This window comes from Nereida ignava (assembly GCF_001049735.1).
In the GTDB taxonomy this organism is placed as follows: Bacteria; Pseudomonadota; Alphaproteobacteria; order Rhodobacterales; family Rhodobacteraceae; genus Nereida; species Nereida ignava.
Window position 1 is genome coordinate 116,689 of record NZ_CVPC01000013.1, and the last position, 17,997, is coordinate 134,685.

Annotated in this window: 16 protein-coding genes; 4 read left to right on the forward strand and 12 right to left on the reverse strand. The window is 54.1% G+C overall.

What is annotated here, in order from left to right; translation table 11 throughout:
• Position 1 precedes the first annotated feature (1 nt).
• The 4 genes from NIG5292_RS11180 to pdeM all read left to right on the forward strand — a co-directional run bounded on the left by NIG5292_RS11180 (position 2) and on the right by pdeM (position 5,676).
• Positions 2-625 carry a 3-oxoacid CoA-transferase subunit B gene (locus tag NIG5292_RS11180; protein ID WP_048599622.1) on the forward strand — a complete coding sequence of 208 codons (624 nt, stop codon included), beginning with the start codon at positions 2-4 and terminating at the stop codon, positions 623-625.
• 492 nt (positions 626-1,117) lie between these two features.
• Positions 1,118-2,383 (forward strand): secretin GspD/PilQ domain-containing protein, encoded by a 1,266-nt coding sequence (locus NIG5292_RS11185; protein WP_048599623.1) that lies wholly within the window; start codon positions 1,118-1,120, stop codon positions 2,381-2,383.
• Positions 2,384-2,542: 159 nt separating this feature from the next.
• A complete protein-coding gene (locus NIG5292_RS11190) occupies positions 2,543-4,978 on the forward strand; it encodes a ligase-associated DNA damage response DEXH box helicase (protein WP_048599624.1) in 2,436 nt (811 codons plus the stop codon).
• Positions 4,979-5,016: 38 nt separating this feature from the next.
• Complete coding sequence (gene pdeM, locus NIG5292_RS11195; protein WP_048599670.1) at positions 5,017-5,676, forward strand: ligase-associated DNA damage response endonuclease PdeM; 660 nt, start codon at positions 5,017-5,019, stop codon at positions 5,674-5,676.
• A 4-nt stretch (positions 5,677-5,680) separates the two neighbouring features.
• Here pdeM and folD read toward each other — a convergent pair whose 3' ends face one another.
• From folD to NIG5292_RS11255, 12 genes are all read right to left on the reverse strand, one after another.
• On the reverse strand, positions 5,681-6,583 hold the full coding sequence (folD, locus tag NIG5292_RS11200) for a bifunctional methylenetetrahydrofolate dehydrogenase/methenyltetrahydrofolate cyclohydrolase FolD (protein WP_048599671.1): 903 nt from the start codon (positions 6,581-6,583) through the stop codon (positions 5,681-5,683).
• Between the two features lie 83 nt (positions 6,584-6,666).
• Positions 6,667-8,343: a formate--tetrahydrofolate ligase gene (locus NIG5292_RS11205; protein WP_048599625.1), complete on the reverse strand. Its 1,677-nt coding sequence runs from the start codon at positions 8,341-8,343 to the stop codon at positions 6,667-6,669.
• 225 nt (positions 8,344-8,568) lie between these two features.
• The gene (gene ftsH, locus NIG5292_RS11210; RefSeq protein WP_048599626.1) at positions 8,569-10,482 is read right to left on the reverse strand and encodes an ATP-dependent zinc metalloprotease FtsH; all 1,914 of its coding nucleotides are present in this window, start codon (positions 10,480-10,482) and stop codon (positions 8,569-8,571) included.
• An 89-nt stretch (positions 10,483-10,571) separates the two neighbouring features.
• Positions 10,572-11,786, reverse strand: a complete 1,215-nt coding sequence (gene tilS, locus NIG5292_RS11215) for a tRNA lysidine(34) synthetase TilS (protein ID WP_048599672.1) — start codon at positions 11,784-11,786, stop codon at positions 10,572-10,574.
• Between the two features lie 21 nt (positions 11,787-11,807).
• Positions 11,808-12,623: a tol-pal system protein YbgF gene (ybgF, locus tag NIG5292_RS11220; RefSeq protein WP_048599627.1), complete on the reverse strand. Its 816-nt coding sequence runs from the start codon at positions 12,621-12,623 to the stop codon at positions 11,808-11,810.
• Positions 12,623-13,147 carry a peptidoglycan-associated lipoprotein Pal gene (pal, locus tag NIG5292_RS11225; protein ID WP_048599628.1) on the reverse strand — a complete coding sequence of 175 codons (525 nt, stop codon included), beginning with the start codon at positions 13,145-13,147 and terminating at the stop codon, positions 12,623-12,625. Before pal ends, ybgF begins: the two co-directional genes overlap by 1 nt.
• Positions 13,148-13,209: 62 nt before the next feature.
• A complete protein-coding gene (tolB, locus tag NIG5292_RS11230; protein ID WP_233488223.1) occupies positions 13,210-14,469 on the reverse strand; it encodes a Tol-Pal system beta propeller repeat protein TolB in 1,260 nt (419 codons plus the stop codon).
• Positions 14,470-14,559: 90 nt separating this feature from the next.
• The gene (gene tolA / locus NIG5292_RS11235) at positions 14,560-15,672 is read right to left on the reverse strand and encodes a cell envelope integrity protein TolA (protein WP_048599629.1); all 1,113 of its coding nucleotides are present in this window, start codon (positions 15,670-15,672) and stop codon (positions 14,560-14,562) included.
• Positions 15,673-15,681: 9 nt separating this feature from the next.
• Entirely contained in the window at positions 15,682-16,164 is a 483-nt protein-coding gene (gene tolR / locus NIG5292_RS11240; protein ID WP_048599630.1) for a protein TolR, read from the reverse strand.
• Positions 16,165-16,167: 3 nt separating this feature from the next.
• Positions 16,168-16,842 carry a protein TolQ gene (gene tolQ, locus NIG5292_RS11245; protein WP_177193433.1) on the reverse strand — a complete coding sequence of 225 codons (675 nt, stop codon included), beginning with the start codon at positions 16,840-16,842 and terminating at the stop codon, positions 16,168-16,170.
• 100 nt (positions 16,843-16,942) lie between these two features.
• A complete protein-coding gene (gene ybgC, locus NIG5292_RS11250) occupies positions 16,943-17,332 on the reverse strand; it encodes a tol-pal system-associated acyl-CoA thioesterase (protein WP_048599631.1) in 390 nt (129 codons plus the stop codon).
• Positions 17,329-17,982 (reverse strand): hypothetical protein, encoded by a 654-nt coding sequence (locus NIG5292_RS11255; protein WP_048599632.1) that lies wholly within the window; start codon positions 17,980-17,982, stop codon positions 17,329-17,331. The genes ybgC and NIG5292_RS11255 overlap by 4 nt, the downstream gene beginning before the upstream one ends.
• Positions 17,983-17,997: the final 15 nt, after the last annotated feature.

Below are 17,997 nucleotides of genomic sequence, written 5' to 3' on the forward strand. Positions count from 1 at the left end.
TATGTGGGATCGCAATCAAATGGCTGCACGCGCAGCACTTGAGCTTGAAGACGGCACGTATGTGAACCTCGGGATCGGCATCCCCACTTTGGTACCGAATTTTATTCCTGAGGGCGTTGAGGTGACGCTGCAATCAGAAAACGGCATGCTCGGTATGGGCCCTTTCCCGACCGAGGACGCAGTTGACGCCGACTTAATCAACGCAGGCAAGCAGACCATTACAGAACTGCCTAACACTGCCTACTTTGACAGCGCTACTTCATTTGGAATGATCCGCGGCGGCAAGATTGCCATGGCCATTCTGGGAGCCATGGAGGTCGATGAGAACGGTGATCTGGCGAACTGGATGATCCCGGGCAAGCTGGTCAAAGGCATGGGCGGCGCGATGGATCTGGTGGCTGGTGTGGGCCGTGTTGTGGTGGTCATGGATCACACCAACAAACACGGGGACAGCAAGCTGCTTAAGAAATGCACGCTGCCTTTAACGGGCCAAGCGGTGGTAGACCGCATCATCACCAACTTAGGTGTTTTGGACGTGGTAGAGGGCGGCCTGCGGATAGTTGAGACCGCCGAAGGCGTGAACGAAGAACAACTACACGCAGCAACGCAAGCCACGATCGTTTAACAGGCTTAGGGCACCTATTTCGTTCGGGACGGACGTATCTAGCAGAAAAATGGGCGCGCCAATGGTGCGCCCTTTGTCGTTGGCACAGGTTAGCGCCGCTCACTTTGCCAGACAATCCGATCAAGCCCTACAAACCGCCGCATGCGATCAAGTTCGGCATCAAGCTTTACAGCCAAACGGCTCATCGTATGGCAGTTTCACCACATTCAGCGCACTTGAAATCCTGTTATCAATTCAGCATTGAACTTAATGGTTACAACGGTTGTCACACCATGACTTTGGTGGGTTAACTAATTGACTTGGTCCATCTGTAACTAATGGAGAGAACCTCAATTGGATCCCGACTATTCATGTATGTTAAAATCGTTAACATGAACATGGTCCAAAAGATTGAAGAAATCATGGCATAAAACTCAGCAATGCTGTTACTCGATTGCAAATCGATACAAATTACATTCTCATAACGTAAATGCAAATTAATGGGCAGACGCGGTGAAAACACTTACTTTTAGCAAGATGATACTTACTATTACATTGCTTCTGACGCATCTCTTTGGCTCCAATGTCTCTGCTGAAGTCTTGCAAACTTTATCAGGCGCCCCTTCAAGTGCAATCTATGTAACCAAAAATCAAGCTGTTGTTGTTAAAGCAGCTGAGCCTTTTGCTGAACTAAGTATTGCAAACCCAAACATTGCCGACATTTCGACAATATCCAATCGTACGGTATACATACTTGGCAAGACATTAGGGCAAACGACCATTACATTTTTAGACAAAGAAGGCGCACTAATTACAAACGTGAATGTCCATGTGACACCAGACATAGTGGAACTTAAGCAACGTCTGGCAGAAATTCTTCCGAATGAAAAAATCGAAGTTAACACGGCCAACGATGGGATCGTATTATACGGGCTCGTATCTTCCACCAAAAATATTGCGCGAGCGATGAACTTAGCCCAAAGATACGCTCCGGAAGCAACCTCAAATTTGATGCGAATTGCAGAACCAGTTAGTGTGAGACTGTCTATCCGGCTTACAGAAATGCATCACAATGTTAGAAAAACGCTTAACTCATTGATGTTGGAAAGCTCTTTCGTGGACGAAAATAGCGCTAGGGAGCAAAATAAACAACCAGTCTTACCAAGGACTGAAAAGACGGATCAGAGCTCGGACCCTACAAATTTTACGGCTAACGCCCTCAAGCCTACAATATCACTACTAGATACAAACGACGATGACATCGAGATGCTGCTTCATGCATTGGAGCAAAAGGGTGTGGTGAGAGCCTTAACTGAGACCGAAGTCGAAATATCTGAAGGCGAATATTTAGATTTGTTAGCAAAACGTGATTTTTTAATGCCCATTAACAACATCAATGGTGATGTCGAGGTTAAGGCCAAGCCTCTTGGAATACATTTAAGAATACAACCTCACATTGGAGAAGGTAGTTTACTCGAGCTAGCAGCGACATTATCAGCATCGAGCATCGAAAATGTGAGCCAGATCAACAAAAAAACGTTTGAACATAATGATTTTCAGACCCGAACCATCAGCAAAACCATGAGGCTTTTTGAAGACCAAAGTATAATGATCACTGACCTCATAGAAGATGATCTGAAAAAGCTTGCCAGTCATAAGAATATCCTTCGTGATATCCCTTTTATTGGTTCAATTTTCGAAAGCCCTGATTACCTAAACGGCCAATCAGAACTCGCAATTATTATCACGCCAAGTATCACAAGCTCGAAAGACGAATAATTCCTCCCAAACCAAGCGGATTATGTGAAGTCCGATCTGTCACTGATTTCCTGACAATGAGGCGACGATATCCAAACTTGATGACTAAGGGTACAACAGATTCGTAAGTAAACTCACTAGAAACATAGATTTTCGAAAAGGAAATCTATCTACTAAAGCATGGAGTTACCAAACCAGATAGAGACGTGGTTCTCGGCGCGCGGATGGCAGTTGCATCAGCACCAACAGGACATGTTGGACTGCGCCGATGATCCCGCCACGCTGCTCATCGCGCCGACGGGGGGTGGCAAAACCATGGCTGGTTTTCTGCCCACTCTGTCCGAATTAGCGACGACCGAGCACGAGGGGCTCCATACGCTTTACGTCAGCCCCCTCAAAGCACTGGCCGCGGATATCAAACGCAACCTTCGAACACCCGTCGATGAAATCGGCCTGCCCATCCGCATTGAAGACCGTACCGGCGACACAACCCAGACCCAGAAAAAGCGCCAACGTGCTGATCCACCCCACATCCTGTTGACCACGCCAGAATCCCTCGCGCTTTTGATCAGCTATCCCGATGCGCAGCGCATGTTCAAAGGCCTACAGCGGATTGTCATTGATGAAATTCACGCATTATCGGAATCCAAACGCGGAGATCAGTTATTTCTAGCTCTCAGCCGTTTGCAAGCAATGTGCCCTGATCTTCGCCGTGTTGGGTTGTCCGCAACCGTTGAAGACCCTGCCGCGATTGCGCATCTAATGGCGCGTCACCCTGATCCGTGCAAAATTTTACACGCCGAGGCCGGTGCCCCCCCAGACATTGAAATGCTGGAAATTGATGAAGCGCCTCCTTGGGCTGGCTCTGGTGGGCGGTATGCGATACCGAGTGTTCTTCGTGAAATTGCACGGCACAAAACTACACTGATCTTTCACAACACCCGCGCTCAGGCCGAGCTGTTCTTTCACGATTTATGGCTGGCCAATGAAGCACAGCTGCCCATCGCCATCCACCACGGTAGCTTAGCGCGAGAGCAGCGTGAAAAAGTCGAAAGCGCCATGGCTATGGGCGCTTTAAAGGCCGTTGTGTGCACAGGCTCACTGGACCTTGGGATTGATTGGGGCGACGTTGATTTGGTCATTCAAATCGGTGCCCCAAAGAACGTCAAACGTCTTGTTCAAAGGATCGGGCGCGCCAACCACAGGTACAACGCACCTTCCAAAGCACGGCTAGTTCCCGCGAACCGCTTTGAGGTCATGGAATGTATCGCGGCGCTGAACGCAGTGCGGGATCATGATCTTGATGGTGACCCGCGCGGCAGTGGCCCCCGTGATGTTTTGTGCCAACACATTCTCATCCGGGCATGCGCGGGCCCATTTAACGCCGATGACCTCTATGCAGAAATCATAAGTGCAGGAGCCTATACCGCGCTATCACGGGCGCAATTTGATGACTGTCTGGAATTTTGTGCAACCGGTGGCTATGCCTTGCGCGCCTATGATCGGTGGCAGCGATTACTACAGACCGCAGACGGCAACTGGCAATTGCGGGACCCGCGCGCCAGTCAGCGGATCCGTATGAACATCGGTACCATTCAGGATACCGACACACTTAAAGTAAGGCTTAAGAACCGCATGGGCGGCAAACCTTTGGGCGAGGTTGAGGAAGGGTTTGCCGCAACGCTCACCGCAGGCGATACGTTTTTGATTGGTGGCCAAGTTGTTCGGTATGAAGGGCTGCGCGAGATGACTGTTGAAGTCACACGGCGCGGCGGTGACAAACCAAAGATTGCAACGTTTCTGGGCACCAAGTTTGCCACATCAACGCAACTCTCCGAGCGCATCTTGATGATGTTCCAACAACAAGACTGGCCCGAGCTTCCGCCTGCGACCCGCGACTGGCTGCACCTTCAACGAAAAGCTAGTCAGCTTCCCTCCCCCAACCGCTTGATGATCGAAAGTTTTCCCCACGACGGGCGCGCGCAAACGGTGGTTTACGGTTTTGCGGGCCGCAACGCCCAACAGACCCTTGGCCTGTTGCTGACCAACAAGATGGAAGAAGCAGGTCTGGGCCCTTTGGGTTTTGTGGCAACCGATTATGCCACACTTATCTGGTCGCTTGATCCCGTAAACCAGCCCCATGACATGCTTAATCCCGCCACAATGCGTGACGGTCTTGAGACATGGTTGGCCGGCAACGCCGTGATGAAGCGAACTTTCAAAGCGAGTGCCACCATCGCAGGTCTCATTGAACGCAACTTGCCGAACGCACGCAAATCGGGCCGCCAAGCGACCTTTAGCAGCGACATCCTATACGACACGTTGCACAAATATGACCCTGACCACGTGATGATGCAGATCACCCGCGAAGAGGCCATGCGCGGCTTGGTCGATTTTGGCCGCATTGAGCAAATGTTAAGCCGCGTGGAAGACCGCATCGACCTAATCACCCTCGATCGGATCAGCCCCCTGTCTGCCCCCCTCTTCTTGGAAGCAGGCCGTGTACCCGTGCGAGGCTTAGCGGAAGAACGGCTTATGGCAGATGAGGCAGAACGCCTGATGTCAGCAGCAGGTGTGCCAATGACAGCACCAAAAAGATGGGCCGTGCCTTTCTAACCCTTGCGGCTACGCACAGAACGCGGCACCACAACCACATGGCAAGCCACCAATTCATTTTCCAAGGTCACACCCTAGAGGCGCGCGGAGACGGCGCGCTGTTTTGGGCCGCTGAGAATATACTGATCGTGTCCGATCTGCATCTTGGAAAATCCGAACGTATCGCGCGGCGCGGCGGGTCGTTGCTTCCACCCTATGAAACCGATGACACGCTCAGCCGTCTCGACACGGCGATCAATCAGACCCATCCGGCCCACGTGATTTGTCTTGGTGACAGCTTCGATGACTTAACTGCCGCGGGCCAACTTGATGAGCGGCATCAGACATGGATCACACGGCTGCAAGCAGGCCGGGCGTGGACGTGGATCGAGGGAAATCATGATGCCGGCGATACAGCGTTTGGTGGCACGCACGTCGCTCAGCTGGCGCATGACAGGCTGATATTTACTCATATCGCCACACCAAAGACCGGCGAAATATCCGGGCATTATCACCCCAAGGCAACGATCAACCTACGTGGGCGGGCTGTAACGCGCCCTGCGTTTCTTTATGACGAATGCCACCTGATGTTACCGTCATTCGGCACCTATACGGGCGGGCTAAAAACAACAGACCCCGCTTTGAGCCAACTGTTCACAAAAACGGCGCGGGCCATTTTGACAGGCCACGCGCCGATTGAAATTCCGATGCCGCGTTAGATGATTACGCGGTGAGGCCCTCCGGCTCCGCAAGGCCATTCGCGCGACAGCACGCCGTAACAGTATTGGCCAACAAACACGCAATTGTCATGGGGCCGACACCGCCCGGAACCGGCGTGATGGCACCGGCGACTTCGACACAACTGGCGTAATCCACGTCGCCCACAAGGCGGGTTTTACCCTCACCTTTTTCAGGCGCGTCAATTCGGTTAATGCCAACATCGATCACAGTCGCGCCTTGTTTGATCCAGTCGCCAGGCACCATCTCAGGGCGCCCAACTGCAGCGACAACGATATCAGCCGCCCGCACAACATCAGCCAAATCTTTCGTGCGCGAATGTGCAATGGTCACCGTGGCGCTGTCATTCAGCAAAAGTTGAGCCATCGGTTTGCCCACGATGTTGGAACGTCCAATCACCACAGCATTCATCCCACTAATCGAGCCATGATGATCCCGCAGCATCATCAAACAACCAAGCGGTGTACAAGGGACCATTGATTTTTGCCCAGTCCCAAGTAGCCCAACATTAGAAATGTGGAATCCGTCAACGTCCTTAGCAGGAGAAATCGAATTGATAATCAGGTCTTCGTCTAAATGCTTTGGCAGCGGCAGCTGACACAAAATGCCGTGCACCGCAGGATCATTATTGAGCTTTTCAATCAGCGCAAGCAGGTCTTCCTCCGAGGTATTCACCTCCAGCTTATGCTCAAAACTGTTCATGCCAACTTCGACGGTCATCTTACCTTTGGAGCGCACATAGACTTGGCTCGCCGGATCTTCACCCACCAGCACAACCGCAAGGCCAGGTGTAATGCCGTTTTCGTCTTTCAGGCGTGTCACGTGACCGGCCACTTTGGCACGTACGCGCGCTGCAAATTCTTTACCGTCAATAACTGTAGCAGTCATTTTCATCTCTTCTTTTGTTGTCAAATATCCTCACCGAAGGTCAAAGCGCGCGTGGCTCAATGCCGCGAGCGCTTTGGTTTCGATCAGAACAGGCCTTCGATTTGGCCCTCATCATTCAGGTGAATGTTTTCTGCGGACGGAACGCGCGGAAGACCTGGCATGGTCATGATTTCACCGCAAACGACCACAACAAACCCTGCACCGGCGCTCAGGCGTACTTCACGCACCGGCACCGAGTGACCAACGGGCGCACCGCGCAGGTTCGGGTCCGTGCTGAACGAGTATTGCGTCTTGGCCATACAGATCGGCAAGTGCCCATAGCCCTGCTCTTCCCAAAGTTTCAACTGATCACGAATTTTCTGATCCGCGAGAACTTCATCAGCGCGGTAGATTGTCTTGGCGATTGTGTTAATTTTCTCCATCAACGACATGTCATCTGGATAAATCGGAGCAAACTGGGCTGCACCACTTTCGGCAATCTCGGCCACACGTTTCGCCAAAGCCTCAGAGCCTTCAGAGCCCAATTCCCAGTGCCGTGAAAGAATAGCTTCGGACCCTTGGGTCGCAACGTAATCCTTAACTGCCTGAACTTCAGCGTCCGTATCGGTGACAAAATGGTTGATCGCAACAACCACAGGTACGCCGAATGATTTGAGGTTGCCAATGTGGCGTCCAAGGTTTGCACAGCCTTCTTTCACCGCATCAACGTTTTCAGCGCCAAGGTCCGCTTTCGCCACGCCGCCGTTCATTTTCATTGCCCGGACAGTTGCAACCAAAACAACACAGTCCGGCGCCAGGCCTGCTTTACGGCACTTGATGTTCATGAATTTCTCAGCGCCAAGGTCCGCGCCAAAGCCCGCCTCGGTCACAACAAAATCTGCAATTTTGAGCGCAGTGTTCGTAGCAATCACAGAGTTGCAGCCGTGCGCAATATTGGCAAACGGGCCACCATGTACAAACGCAGGGTTATTCTCAAGCGTCTGAACAAGGTTGGGCTGCATCGCATCTTTCAAGAGTACGGTCATCGCACCATCGGCCTTGATATCGCGACAGAACACAGGGGTACGGTCACGGCGGTAAGCCACGATCATATCGCCAAGACGCTGCTGCAAGTCCTTGAGGTTGTTGGCCAAGCACAAGATCGCCATGACTTCGGATGCAACCGTAATGTCAAAACCTGCCTCACGTGGAAAGCCGTTTGCCACGCCACCCAAAGAAGCGGTGATCTGGCGAAGGGCGCGGTCATTCATGTCAACAACGCGCTTCCACTGAACACGGCGGATGTCGATTTCTTGCTCGTTGCCCCAATAAATGTGGTTGTCGATCATCGCAGAAAGCAGTGAGTGCGCCGAGGTAATCGCGTGGAAGTCACCGGTAAAATGCAGGTTCATGTCTTCCATCGGAACGATTTGCGCGTAACCACCACCCGCAGCGCCGCCCTTCATGCCGAAGTTTGGCCCAAGCGATGCTTCACGAATACAAACAGCCGCTTTTTTGCCAATGCGGTTCAGACCATCACCAAGGCCCACGGTTGTTGTGGTTTTGCCTTCACCCGCTGGAGTTGGGTTAATTGCAGTCACAAGGATCAGTTTACCGCTCTCGTTACCTTGAACAGAGTCGATGAATTTCTGGCTGACCTTGGCTTTGTCGTGGCCGTAGGGAAGCAGATCATCCGAACCAATGCCCAGTTTTGCGCCAATCTCTTGGATCGGCTTCTTGTTCGCTTCGCGCGCAATTTCGATGTCGGTCTTATATGCCATGGCGCAGGGTTCCCTATTGATGTCCACGTTTCGCTGAGTCGTTGGTAGAGCCATCATTTGAAATCACGCCCGTCGATTCCGACAATTTACGGCGCGTCACCGTCCACCGCCGTATACGAAGTTTCCGATTTGCATCATTCTTAGCTGGGGCAGTCGCCCGTCCGAAAAGAAAAAGCCCCGCCGAAATCATCTACGGGGCTTCCAAAATTAGCACATAAAGCTGGCTTAAGTCGGCTCGGGCAAGCCACCTTCATCACCAGACGACGGCTTGCGACGCTTGGCTTTCGGCACAGCTGTGACTGATGGCGCAGACCCGTCGTCCTTGTCATCCTCATCGTTGCTCAGATGTGGTGGTTCGCCGCGCATCACACGCTTGATCTCTTCGCCAGTAAGCGTTTCGTATTCCAACAGACCTTGGGCAAGGCGCTCAAACTCTTCGGATTTCTCCCGAATAATCTCAGCGGCTTTGTCGTAGCCACGTTGGATAAATCCGCGCACTTCTTCCTCGATCAGCTCTTTCGTGTTGGCCGAGACCGAGAAACCAGCGGTGTTGCCAGAGTATCCTTCAGCAGCTTCTGCATAGTCGATGTTCCCAACTTTGTCAGACATGCCCCAACGTAGCACCATCGCACGGGCCAGTTGGCTGGCTTGCTGAATGTCGCCAGCGGGTCCGTTTGACACAGCGTCCTCGCCATATTTAAAGATTTCCGCCGCTTTGCCCGCCATAGTCATAGCAAGGCGTTGGTGGCATTCATCTTTGAACATGTTGAGACGGTCCATTTCAGGCAGGCTCATCACCATACCCAAAGCACCGCCGCGCGGAATAATCGTTGCCTTATAAACAGGATCACATTTCGGCAGACTGATACCGACAATTGCGTGGCCTGCTTCATGGTATGCGGTCATTTCTTTTTGTTCGGCTGTCATGACCATGCTGCGGCGCTCTGCACCCATCATAACTTTGTCTTTCGCCGACTCAAAATCTTCCATCGTTACAAAACGGCGGCCAACACGCGCTGCCATCAAGGCAGACTCGTTCACAAGGTTCGCCAGATCGGCGCCTGAGAAACCAGGCGTTCCGCGTGCAATAATGCGCAGATCAACGTCAGGGCCAAGCGGTGTTTTGCGTGCGTGTACACCCAAAATTTTCTCACGACCTTTGATATCAGGGTTAGGCACAGTGACCTGACGGTCAAATCGACCAGGACGCAACAACGCCGGATCAAGCACATCACGACGGTTTGTGGCCGCAACGATGATGACGCCTTCGTTTGCTTCAAAGCCGTCCATCTCAACCAACAGTTGGTTCAGCGTTTGCTCACGTTCGTCATTACCGCCGCCGTAGCCGGAACCACGCGCGCGGCCGACTGCGTCAATTTCGTCAATAAACACAATGCAAGGCGCGTTCTTTTTGGCATCCGCAAACATGTCACGGACACGCGACGCACCAACACCGACGAACATCTCAACGAAGTCCGAACCCGAAATAGTAAAGAAAGGCACACCAGCCTCACCCGCGATTGCACGTGCAAGAAGGGTTTTACCCGTACCCGGAGGACCAACAAGAAGCGCCCCTTTGGGGATTTTACCACCCAAACGGCTGAATTTCTGTGGGTTGCGCAAGAACTCAACGATCTCTTCAAGCTCTTCTTTAGCTTCATCGATACCTGCAACGTCATCAAACGTTACACGGCCGTGTTTTTCGGTCAGCAGCTTTGCTTTAGATTTCCCAAAGCCCATCGCCCCGCCTTTGCCGCCACCTTGCATGCGCTGCATGAAGAAAATCCACACACCGATCAGCAACAGGATTGGCAACAGGTTAAAGAGCAGCGCTTGGAAGCCGCTGGTTTCCTGTGATTTTGCCTCAAACGGAATGTCGCTGGCCAACAAAAGATCGGTCACTTCCGCGTCGCGCGGCATGATCGTTGTGTAATCACGGCCATCGGTCCCGCGATATGTGACGCGTTCACCGTCAACGCGGGCATTGGCCACTTCGTTGCCTTCAATGGCGTCTACAAACTGAGAATAGCTAACTTCAGAGCTGTTTGCCGTGCTTTGGCCGCCTCCAACAAGTTGGAATAGGGCCAGCACAAGCAGGCCAAGAACGATCCAAAAGGCGAAATTTCGCGCGTTACCCAAGGGAGGTCTCCTCAATGTGGGGAATCGCATCACCCCCTAAAGGGCGTGCATAACTGTTAGGTCTTAAAATAGAGACTACATCCCCAACTTCAATGCGTTAAAAGGGAACTGATGTAAGATGTCGCGCATTTTGCGCTCCATGCAGCATTAAATGAGGCCAAAGGAGCGGCAATTAGCCGGTCTGCGCGCCAAACAGATGGTGACGCCATCAATGAACGGCGCGGCAATCCCGCTGCGCGCCAGTCAGGCAACTGGCCCAAGCCTTCTTCACCCAATGCGCGCACCTCATCGCCCAACTCGGCTGGTCCAGCAAGTTGCCAGCGGCCATCCCACAGTGCGCTCGGTTGGGCGGTTGCATCCCAAACCGCGTTAAATTCACGGCCAATGCGAATATCTGCTGCACCGGCCGTAATCAGACAGCCGTGAAGCGTTTTGGTCTGTCGCATATCGATCGCCTGCGCGACTTCCATAAGGGCATCATGGCGCGGGGTGTAATCCGCACTGGCCACCCATTGAAGGGCACCGTTCAAAAGGCGGCGCTGCAATTCAGGATGCGCAATAGAGAACCGTTTGGCGTCAATGATGACGTCGCCAGCTTCCTCGTGTGTGATCCGGTCAGCAAGTTCATAGACGGCTTGCCCCAAGGCGGACCGCTCAGCCCGCAACTTAGCAGCGACACTGCCCAGCACATCAGATGTGATCCCCATTTCACCCAAATGTTCAAGCAGTTGACGTGCCTTTACGCGGTCAAATGCATCGTTGTCATTGGAAGGATCATCAACCCACGCAACACCTGTTTCATGCAAGTAGTGCCGCAGATCGGCACGGCTCACATCCAACAGGGGGCGATCAAAACGCATCCCGTTTTTGTCCGCGCGTGCGGCCATTGCGGCCAAACCATCAACACCGGATTTGCGAGCCAGCCGCATCAAGAATGTCTCGGCGACATCATCGCGGGTATGACCAAGTGTCACAAAATCAACACCGCGCTTTTTGCCCCACCGCGCCAAAAGGCCATAGCGCGCACGGCGTGCTTCGTCTTGGACATTACCGCTGCCGTTCCATGCGGTCCAACGCAGGGTGTCGTGCGGAATATTGAGGGCGGCACAAATGCGGCCAACGTAGGCAGCCTCCTCAGCCGCCTCTTTTCGCAAACCATGGTCAACCGTGGCCGCGACAATCTTTGCGCGTCCCCAGTCGTTCAACAGATGCAATAGAGCAAGGCTGTCAGACCCACCAGATACCGCCACACCGATCAATGCAGGCGGTTCCCAGCCGTAGAGCTGATCCAGTTTGTCAATCAAAACAGCCGTTGAAACCACGCGCTATTCGCAACCCATGTTCAAACGCGCGGCCGCCGCTTGGGCAGCTTCGGGGGCAGTGGCAAAACGACTTGTGACCTCACCCAAGGTAACACAGGCCTCCGATGTCTGGCCCAAATCCGCAAGCGATGTGCCAAGCCTATAAAGCGCAGGGGCGGCCTCAGGACCGCTTGGCGCACCAGAAAATGCATCAAGATAGGCACGCGCAGCCGGTGCCATATCACCCAGCCCCGCAAGTGCATCGCCGCGCAACAAATTGGCACGGGTCGCTAGCGGCCCGCCCGGGTAGGTCTCAGTAAAGGTCGCAAACTGATCCGCGGCGCTGCGAAAGTCACCTGAGGTGAGCGCCGCCTCAGCCCGCTCAAAGTCTGTCTGCTCACCAATGGCCAGTGAAACGTCATTTTGCTCTGGAACCACCACATTCGTAGCAGGCCCCACAACCTCAACGCCGCCTAATACGGCAGTCGACCCGATGGTGGCGATGTCACAGGCGGGATCAAGATCGCAAATGCGGAAGTTCAAATCATCAAGGCGGTTTGTTCCATCACGCACCACCGAATTGATGCGAATGTCCAATTGCTCGGTCTTTGCGGTCAACTGAGACAAGGTCGCCTCGAGGGTCTCAATGCGCGCAAGAGTAGAAACATCCCCCGCAAGCGGATTGGTGCTGCCCGTGGCGGATAGTTCGGCGCGCAGGCTGTTGATTTCGGCGGCAAGTCGAGACAGGTCAGCCCGCACATCCCCCAAAGTTTCCGCACTTAGCCCTGCCCCGAAAGGCAGTAGCGCGGCACAAATTGCAACAACCCGCAGCGCCCGCATCAGCTTGTGCCTGATCCGGACAAGATGGTCACCGCGCGGCGGTTTTGCGCATAACAACTCTCGGTCGAACACGCAGCAATCGGGCGTTCCTTGCCATATGTCAGCGTACGCAGGCGCGTGCCTGCAATACCTTGGCTGACCAGATATTCACGCACCGCATTAGAGCGCCGCGCACCGAGGGCCAAGTTATACTCACGCGTGCCCTGCTCATCTGCGTGACCTTCGATCACGGCAATAAATGCAGGGTTGGCACGCAACCAAGCCACCTGACCATCCAAAATAGAGCGCCCCGATGCATTCAACGTACTTTGGTCCACGTCAAACAGAATTTTATTTCCAACGGTCTCGTTGAAATAGCCGACAGATGCGGGATCAAGTGCGCTGACACCCACCCCACCGTTGGCACCGAACGCGCCATTTCCACTGCCGCCAATACCCCCGCCAGAGCCGAATAGGGTGCCGTTACTACAGGCGGCCAATGACATGCCCGCGATAAGCAGTGCTGATTTTGTCAACGTCTTCATAAGTGATGTCCTGTCTTAGATGAGCTGCAATTATTGTTGTTGTTTGGTGTCAAATTAGCACATCAGCGCTGTAAAGGCGACCATGAAGGATCAGATGCCGCTGTTTGAGTGCGCACTTTTGCGAGATTACGCCCCGAAATATCCACTGAATAAAGCGCAGGCGCGCCATTGGCGCCTTGGGTTTCACGGGTAAACATGATGACCCGACCATTGGGCGACCACGTTGGGCCCTCATCAAGGAAGGACGCCGTCAAAAGCCGCTCCTCAGAGCCATCTGTTCGCATCACACCAATATGGAACCGGCCACGATTTTGCTTGGTAAAGGCAATCAAATCCCCCTTCGGTGACCAAACTGGCGTGCCATAGCGTCCCGCACCTGTGCTAATGCGGCGCGCCTCACCACCCGTGGCGGGCATAATATACAGCTGCGGCGAGCCTGAGCGATCACTTTCAAACACAATGCTGCGCCCGTCAGGTGAATAACTTGGGGCCGTTTCAATAGCAGGGGTCGACGTCAGGCGTGTACGCGCATTAGTGCGCACATCAAGCGTATAGAGATCCGTGTTGCCCCCAGTTGTGAGCGAGAACACCACAGTCCGCCCATCGGGCGCAAAACGCGGCGCAAAACTCATGGAGCCGTCGGGAACATCAAGCGCGCGCCGCGAAACACGGCCCACGTCCAGCACGTAGATGCGCGGGAAGCCCGTCTCGTAGCTGGTGTAGAGCACCCGCTCACCGTCAGGTGAAAAACGCGGTGCAAGCACGATGGCGCTGCTATCCGTCAGGTATTGAACGTTTGCACCGTCAAAATCCATAATCCCAAGACGTTTGGCACGGTTCTCTTTGGGGCCAGTCTCGCCGACAAAAACAACGCGACTGTCAAAATAAGGGCCCTCGCCAGTGATGCGCGCATAAACCTCGTCGGCCACTTTATGGGCGATCCGGCGCCAGCCATCAGTGGTGCCGACAAACTGAAGACCTTGGCCCAGCTCGGAGCCGGTGAAAACATCATACAGGCGGAACTTAACGGTCACGCGGCCATTGCCGCTGACTGAAACTGCGCCCGTGATCAGCGCTTGGGCATTAATCGCGCGCCAATCGGGGTATTGCACCGGCGCGCCAAAGGCGCTGATTTGGCTAATGAACGCTTCCGGCTGGATTTGGCGGAACAATCCAGTGCCGCGCAAATCATCTGCAACCAGACCACTGATTTGCTGGGCCATCTCACCCGCGTTGGATGTCTCGGAAATGAAGGTTGGCAAAGCGAAAGGCAGCGGCTCAATGACGCCGTCCGTAATCTCAAGCCGCAGGGGCTGTGCCATGCTTGTGCTGGGGGCGATGCATCCAAGGGTCGCGGACGCTGCAAACAAAATGGCACCAATAAACTGCCTCATAAACCTATCCCTCATTCATTACTTCAGGCGCAGGCCTGACGGGTTAAAGGTAATCTCAATGTCTTTCCATTGATCGTATTTGTCATCAGGCAAATCAAAGCCCTGTGCCCCTGCGCGGAAAATCGCACTTCGCGCTGCACGGTATGCAATCTGATTCAGATCAGCACTGCCCGAGCCGCTGATCAACTCCTCAGAGCCTGAAATTGGACGCCGGTCTTCCCCCACCGCAAAGCGCACAGTGATAACGACTTGGTCGCTAATCACGCGCGGCGGGACAGCCCATTTGTTCTGTATCTGACCAACAAGCGACTGGCGCTCGCCTTGGGTCATAGGTGGACCAACGGGCGCATCGCTTGCAGGCGCAGCATCTGTGGTTTCAGCAGCTTGCGCAGCCGTATCGGCCTCGGACGCCACCTCAGACTGGGCTGTTTCCACTGGTGCCACCGGCCTATTGGGACGCGCGGGTGGGCGGATTGATCGGGTTGGCGCGCCACCCGCTTCTTCTGCTTCCGTCACGACTTCGGGCGCGGCCTCTTCAGGGGTCGTTGCTTGCTGAGCATCGCTTTGGGTACTTGGCAGCGCATCAGGATCATTCGTTTCTACGACCGCCTCTTGGGTTTGATCCGCGATGGTCGCATCAAGTGGCGGTGGGGCTACCGCTTGGGGTGCAATACGTGGCGCGGGCCGTGCTTTGGGGCGCTTGGACGCATCAATAACGGCACTCACTTGCGGCTCAGGCGGGGGCGCTGGCGGTGTGGGTTCTTGGGGTGCCTCATCGGTCACATCCGTCTGTGGCAGCGGGGCAATCTGGCTCACATCGGGCGAGGCATCAGGCGGCGGTGTCGGGCGCACAGGCTCAGTCGCTTGGGGCCGCACAGGTTCAGGCACAGGCTGCGGCGCAGGCTCTGGCGTGGGCTCAAGAGGCGGTGCAACAACAGCTTCCGGTGCCGTAATCTGCGCCGGGGTTTCAAGGGGTGTCTGATTGGTGAGCGCGTCAAACTCAGCCGAGGAAATAACGCTTACCTCCACATCCTCAAAAGGCGGCGGATCAGCAGAAAAGATCGGCCCCACAAGAAGGTAGCCGATAAGGCCCGCGTGCCCCACTCCGGATATGATGTAGCCCGTGCGCATCAGGCGTGCCTACTGCTCCTGCACCGGCGTCACACCATCAAGCGTGGGGCCGCCAATGTCTGTCACAAGGCCAATGTTTGAAAAGCCACCCGCATTCAAAGCACCCATGATTTCTGCAACACTTGCATAGGTGTTAGCCCCGTCAGCACGCAGGAAAATTTTATCATCACTGCGCTCAGTGGCGATGGCCTGCAAGCGCCCAATCAGTGCTTCGCGTTCAACCTCGGTTTCTTGGATCATCACAACGCCATCAGCGGTCAGCGTCACCGTCAGTGGTTCTTCGTTGTCCGATGAAAGCGCAGTGGCTGCAGTTTTGGGCAATTCAACAGGCACCCCAACCGTCAGCAAGGGTGCCGCGACCATGAAGATGATCAACAAGACCAACATCACGTCAACAAAAGGCGTTACGTTGATCTCTGCCATCGGCTGTGCACGACCGCGGCGACGGCCGCGACCACCACCGCTGGCTTTTTTAATTGTTCCCGCACCCATGGCTTAGCTGTCCAACTGGCGCGACAGAATCGTGGCAAACTCGTCAGAGAACGCCTCGTAATTGCCGACAATTCGGTCACTGTCTGCGCTAAGCTTGTTGTAATAGATAACCGCAGGGATCGCGGCGAGAAGACCCAGACCTGTCGCCAAAAGCGCCTCAGCAATGCCCGGGGCTACAACTGCAAGGTTGGTATTTTGCTGTTCTGCGATCTCGATAAAGGCATTCATAATACCCCAAACGGTTCCAAACAACCCGATGAAGGGTGATGCGGAACCAACAGTGGCCAATACAGTCAGGCCCTTTTGCAGTTCTTCGGCTTCACGGTTGATCGCCACGTCCATGGCACGATCAATGCGGCTGGTCGCACCCGCGATCAAACCACCGTCCGTTCGGTGAGACCTGCGCCATTCAAGCATTCCTGACGCGAAAATCTTTTCTGATGCGCCTTCGGGCGCGGGTCCGATCTCATCGAACAAACCATCAAGCGGGGCACCAGACCAAAAAGCCTGATCGAACTTCGCGGCTTCTGCGCGCGCTTTGCGGTACTGGATTGTCTTTTGAACGATAATCGACCACGCCCAAAAACTGGCGATAATCAGGATGATCATGACGAGTTTTACGGTGATCGTTGCGCGCGCGAATAGCGCCCACATTGAGAAATCTGCTGCGTGTTCCATATGGCCTGCTCATGTACTGCGGGTCTCTTTGCGGACCCAATTGCTTACATAATAGGCGATGTTTCATTTAATTACTACGCTGAGCATGCGTAGGCACGATTTAATGCAACTTTCGGCGAATATTTGCTGGCAGACGCGCAGGTGCGCCCGCCTCATTGATCGCCACAATGGTCACAAGCGCCGTAAACAACAGATCCCCGTCGCGCCGTACATCCTGGCGAAAAACCAAGCGGACGCCGGTGATCGTTTCAATGGTTGTCTCAACGCTCAGCATATCGTCAAATTTTGCAGAACCAAGATAATCCGCATCTACGTGACGGACCGCAAAAACGATGCCCTCGTCCTCTTTGAGCTGGCGCTGATCTACCCCAAGCTCACGAACAAACTCGGTGCGACCGCGCTCGATAAACTTTAGGTAATTGGCGTAGTACACAATACCCGCCATGTCGGTATCTTCGTAGTAAACGCGAATGGGCAAACGGTGTGTCATTGGACCTGACCTGCCGCCGTAAGCCGCGCAAAAAGGCGTAAAGCATGGGACGGATCGCGCGATGCAGCCGGCAGCACAGGATCATAAGCGGCGCGGATCAGTTGACCCACTTGCGGCTTCAAGATTACGCCGCCATCGGGGACAATCGCCAAGGGAGAGCTGCCAACGAATGCCTGATCAGACCAAAGCACAATCATCTGCGCCATCTGGCTCAGCGCAATTGTGTCTGCCGGTGTGTCCGCAAGCACCTCATCCATCCTCAAAAAGACAAAACACGCTTTGATGCCACCATCATCGTCAAAGCGAAAAATGCGGTACTGGTTGGCATCAGCCGATTTGAGGCGTTCTACAAGTGGGACCAGATCAGGTACCAGCTGGTCAAGATGCGGCACCTCGGTAAGTTCGGACCAATCAGAACAGAAAAAGACCATCAGGTTCGCCCCAATCTCAGGGTCCACCTCCGCCATCTTGTGCCCTGCAAGGCTAACGACAGCTTCGCACGCGCCCTTGAACACCCCCAAAGTCGCCTCATCCACACCAAAGATGACAGGGGCGATCGCCCTGCCCCAACGGGCAAAAACATAAGCCCCGTCAGAACGGGTAAAGCAGGCCTCTACGTCTTTTGCGGTGTATGTTTCTTGATCATGCATCTGTGAACCCTGCGC

Bases quoted from the DNA above. Each gene is read 5' to 3' on its own strand.
- pdeM (WP_048599670.1), top strand. From the start codon at position 5,017: ATGGCAAGCCACCAATTCATTTTCCAAGGTCACACCCTAGAGGCGCGC.
- tolA (WP_048599629.1), bottom strand. From the start codon at position 15,672: ATGCGCACGGGCTACATCATATCCGGAGTGGGGCACGCGGGCCTTATC.
- tolB (WP_233488223.1), bottom strand. From the start codon at position 14,469: ATGGCACAGCCCCTGCGGCTTGAGATTACGGACGGCGTCATTGAGCCG.
- folD (WP_048599671.1), bottom strand. From the start codon at position 6,583: ATGACTGCTACAGTTATTGACGGTAAAGAATTTGCAGCGCGCGTACGT.
- ybgC (WP_048599631.1), bottom strand. From the start codon at position 17,332: ATGACACACCGTTTGCCCATTCGCGTTTACTACGAAGATACCGACATG.
- tolR (WP_048599630.1), bottom strand. From the start codon at position 16,164: ATGGGTGCGGGAACAATTAAAAAAGCCAGCGGTGGTGGTCGCGGCCGT.
- pal (WP_048599628.1), bottom strand. From the start codon at position 13,147: ATGAAGACGTTGACAAAATCAGCACTGCTTATCGCGGGCATGTCATTG.
- tolQ (WP_177193433.1), bottom strand. From the start codon at position 16,842: ATGGAACACGCAGCAGATTTCTCAATGTGGGCGCTATTCGCGCGCGCA.
- NIG5292_RS11190 (WP_048599624.1), top strand. From the start codon at position 2,543: ATGGAGTTACCAAACCAGATAGAGACGTGGTTCTCGGCGCGCGGATGG.
- ybgF (WP_048599627.1), bottom strand. From the start codon at position 12,623: ATGCGGGCGCTGCGGGTTGTTGCAATTTGTGCCGCGCTACTGCCTTTC.
- NIG5292_RS11255 (WP_048599632.1), bottom strand. From the start codon at position 17,982: ATGCATGATCAAGAAACATACACCGCAAAAGACGTAGAGGCCTGCTTT.
- NIG5292_RS11205 (WP_048599625.1), bottom strand. From the start codon at position 8,343: ATGGCATATAAGACCGACATCGAAATTGCGCGCGAAGCGAACAAGAAG.
- NIG5292_RS11180 (WP_048599622.1), top strand. From the start codon at position 2: ATGTGGGATCGCAATCAAATGGCTGCACGCGCAGCACTTGAGCTTGAA.